This is a genomic window from uncultured Rummeliibacillus sp. (assembly GCF_934216135.1).
Classification (GTDB): Bacteria; Bacillota; Bacilli; order Bacillales_A; family Planococcaceae; genus Rummeliibacillus.
This window is the reverse complement of record NZ_CAKQBI010000072.1, coordinates 1-3459: the sequence shown is the minus strand read 5'-3', so window position 1 is coordinate 3459 and position 3459 is coordinate 1. Positions and strand designations below refer to the sequence as shown.

Sequence of the window (3459 nt, the reverse complement as noted above, 5' to 3'; positions counted from 1 at the left end):
CAAGAGGAAATAATCCTCTTGATCTCCAATAATTCTAAGATTTCTCTTCACCAACATCATTTGACAAAGAGCCAGAAGAAATAAAAAATCTGCTCCATATCACCGAAAAGGAAAGTGATAAGGAACAGAACCGTGTCTGGTATTACTTTAGTGAAAACGAAGAAGGGGAAACTATTCTTCAAGAAATCCCATTTCATCTATAACATCTACAAGGGTTTTTCCCAGAGCGTTTCTTAGCTATGCTTATCTAGGTCTTCAACGCCAAATTCAAAGCCGGAAAATGAGTGGGTCCTATGTTGATTAAAGATGGAATCTGAACCATTTGAGTAATTAATATTGACAATCCCCATTTTGTTAAATGATGTTATTGTCTCGTGGGCTATTTGTCTTAGCAGAGCAAGATGAAGATTTTCTGATTTTTTCTCTATTTCTTCTGGTATTAATTTGATAGTTGAAGAGAATAATGATTTAGTCAAACTATAGTAAAGTTCATTTATTTTTTCATCAACATGAGCACCTCCGTCCTGATTAGCAATAAATTTTATCAAGTTTGATCTAGTAAACTTAGCTTCCCCATGTACAAGAATAGTTTCATTCCACCACTCATCAAAAGGAAGAAAACGGTCATTAAATTCAAAAGCGTAGCAGTTTGGAAAGTATGAAGCTTTGAGCTCCCCCTTGTAATAAAAAAAATCTTCTGATACAGGTCCTTGGTAGAGGATTGTGGAGCTATTAATTCTTTCGGTAGATGTGCTAAGGAATCTATTTTTGTCAATCCCTTTAATAATATCTATTAGAATAGGACCAAATTTCTGTTGATAAAAAAGACTTCTTAATGATGGAGAAGCCATTTTTATAGCATCTATGTTACCACTATCGTAAAGAATCGCAGCGTTATTAATGAAATCAAGTTGTTCTTTAAAACTATCAAAAAGTTCTATATCGTTTCTTTTTATCCTATTTACCAATGAGAGGAACCTCCTTATGCCTAGTACAAGTCATTATACCAGATTAATTCCTGTATTAAATAAAAATGAAGTCTACAGTATCGAAGGAACTGATCATTTCTATTCGGAGTTTTCTACAAATAAAAATATTGGAAAAGAAGAACTTTTAGCGTTACTAAGCGGAATGGCTCTGGTAGATATTTCAGATAATGAATATTATCATTGGATACAACTAAATGAAGAAGCTGTTTCATTTGCAAATAGCTTTCTGCAAAGAAAAATCAAAAAAGGCCCTAGCACACGCTAAGGTCTTTTTTCATTACACAATATTTCCTCACAACAAACTGTTTCCTACTATTAAACTGCCCACCAACAACAACCTCAGAACCTTCATCAACTTCCCACATAAAATTCAGACTATGCACACGTATCAGACAGCTAGTCTCATCTAAGCTAAAGCGCACAAGAGGGGACTTATCCAATTTCAACACTTTAATTTTACTGACAGTACCTTTTTGCGTGATCATATCGTCTTCACTCCTTCGAATTTATAGACGGTTTTATCCTTATACTCGACAATTGTAAACATAAATCTAATTGGTTTCCCGGTCTGGCTTCTGTTAGCAGGCACATCAAAATGATCTATTTTTCGTTTGACCATAAAATCCAACAAATCGTCCATGATCAGCACAATTGGTATATCACTTTTGACATTGTCGATATACATATCTATTAGTTCTCTGTCTCGATACTGTATCTCGTACATAGCCTTCACCTCGTAAAAATTATACGAACATTTGTTCGTTTTGTAAAGCGAACAGAATCTTAATTATCTGATATAATCTCCGATAGGTGAACGACATGGAAAGTTATGATCAGCAATTAGATAAATTAAAGAGTGGGGAAATCAAAGAAATTTACGTAGAAAGAGAAAACTTTTTGCTATTTCGTGATTCGTAGCTAAAAAGGGAAGACCGGAAGTATTTTGTTGGGGAAGCAGCGCTTAATGGAAATGTAACGTACAGATATGATAAGACGGCGGTGTAAGAAGTCGGTCTTTATTTTAGTAGATATTTCCCACTTAGTTCCCACAAGATATAAAAATAAGTATAATGTCGTGTAAAAACATATAAGCATTTATAAAAAAATGCTGACGATAACAACGTATAAAATAATTAATATAATAGAAGCAAATAATCATGTATAAGCTATTATAAAAGAGTATGAATAAATCGTATCACAAGAAGCCTTCATGGCTGTTTTGAAAATGGACGAGGATGAACCGAAGAAATAGCAAGGGTTTGTTTGAAAATATTTAGTAAAAAAATCTAATTTTCATATTTTATTCGCCCTTTTGTCGCCCTGAAATTTTGGCTCTTTCTCAAATAGTGTTGTTTTATCACTCTTTAAAAACTGGTATTGTTAAAACTTACAATCATTTGAATAGAACCTTTGGGTCAAGCAACGGTTTTCGTTGCTTGACCTTTTCAGCATGTTTTAATATAGAATCTTGCGTAATTGAGCCTAGTATAATAGTAGAAGTGAACTTATTTAAAGTTGCAATTGAACCATAATAAGAGGTAAGTAAGCATCAGGCTTGTATCTCTAAATGTTTACGTACTTAATTAAGTACGTTATAATGATGATATAAGTAGAGGGGGAATTAATATGGCAAACAGAAGTTTAAATCCTAGTTCAGCCCGAAAAGATTTTTATAAATTATTGAAAGATGTCAATGAGAATCATACTGAAATTGAGATTATCAGTGACCGTAGTGGAAATAATGCAGTGCTTATTGGATTGGATGATTGGAGAGCAATCCAAGAAACCCTTTTTCTTGAGCAAACAGGTACTCTTGATGCTGTTCGGGCACGAGAGAAAGATCATAGTGGATTTACAGATATTGATGAAATTGATTGGGATAACTTGTAATGAGTAACTACTCTATACAAATAAAAAACTCTGCTAAAGTAGATTTGAGAAAAATTAAGCAGTCAAATTTGAGAGCTCAATTTGAAAAGGTAGTTCAAACGTTAAAAGAAGATCCTTATCTTCCCACCCAATCATTCGAGAAACTAAAACCTACACATGAAGGTCGCTATTCAAGACGATTGAATAGACAACATCGAGTAGTATATCGAGTAAATGAAGACGAAAAAATTGTAGAAATTTATTCAGCGTGGACACATTATGAAGCATAGAATTGCATACGAATAACATTTAGCATCATGAACCTTGTCTGAGGAGAGACATAAAGAATCGTGCGTGATTTCTCTTGAAAAAGTCAGGGCAGTTAGGTTCACACCGCAAAGCATTGTGTTCTTGATGCTCTTGAATTTTTGACAATATAGTGGACGCGACTAAACTACCAATTACTTTCATATAAAGGCTCTTTGTCAAATGATGTTGGTGAAGAGAAATCTTAGAATTATTGAAGATCAAGAGGATTATTTCCTCTTGATCCTTTTTAGTTTAAAAGCAATGCACTACCGTGACGAATCATGATACGCAA

General features: G+C 33.7%; 6 protein-coding genes. 3 read left to right on the top strand and 3 right to left on the bottom strand.

The window, feature by feature from the left end:
- Positions 1 to 233: 233 nt before the first annotated feature.
- Complete coding sequence (locus Q0977_RS17965; RefSeq protein WP_299516481.1) at positions 234 to 968, bottom strand: hypothetical protein; 735 nt, start codon at positions 966 to 968, stop codon at positions 234 to 236.
- Positions 969 to 984: 16 nt separating this feature from the next.
- On the opposite strand from Q0977_RS17965, the gene Q0977_RS17960 reads away from it, so the two are divergent.
- Positions 985 to 1254, top strand: a complete 270-nt coding sequence (locus Q0977_RS17960) for a hypothetical protein (RefSeq protein WP_299516479.1) — start codon at positions 985 to 987, stop codon at positions 1252 to 1254.
- Here the strand turns inward: Q0977_RS17960 and Q0977_RS17955 are convergent.
- Together Q0977_RS17955 and Q0977_RS17950 are read right to left on the bottom strand one after the other, a co-directional pair.
- Entirely contained in the window at positions 1241 to 1474 is a 234-nt protein-coding gene (locus Q0977_RS17955; protein WP_299516477.1) for a hypothetical protein, read from the bottom strand. The two genes, Q0977_RS17960 and Q0977_RS17955, sit on opposite strands and share 14 nt — an antisense overlap.
- Positions 1471 to 1713, bottom strand: a complete 243-nt coding sequence (locus Q0977_RS17950) for a DUF5960 family protein (protein ID WP_299516475.1) — start codon at positions 1711 to 1713, stop codon at positions 1471 to 1473. Before Q0977_RS17950 ends, Q0977_RS17955 begins: the two co-directional genes overlap by 4 nt.
- 902 nt (positions 1714 to 2615) lie before the next feature.
- Between Q0977_RS17950 and Q0977_RS17945 the strand changes: the two genes are divergently transcribed.
- Both Q0977_RS17945 and Q0977_RS17940 read left to right on the top strand, forming a co-directional pair.
- A complete protein-coding gene (locus Q0977_RS17945; protein ID WP_007208244.1) occupies positions 2616 to 2879 on the top strand; it encodes a type II toxin-antitoxin system Phd/YefM family antitoxin in 264 nt (87 codons plus the stop codon).
- Positions 2879 to 3148, top strand: coding sequence for a Txe/YoeB family addiction module toxin (locus Q0977_RS17940; RefSeq protein WP_251851584.1), 270 nt, complete (start codon positions 2879 to 2881; stop codon positions 3146 to 3148). The genes Q0977_RS17945 and Q0977_RS17940 overlap by 1 nt, the downstream gene beginning before the upstream one ends.
- Positions 3149 to 3459 lie beyond the last annotated feature (311 nt).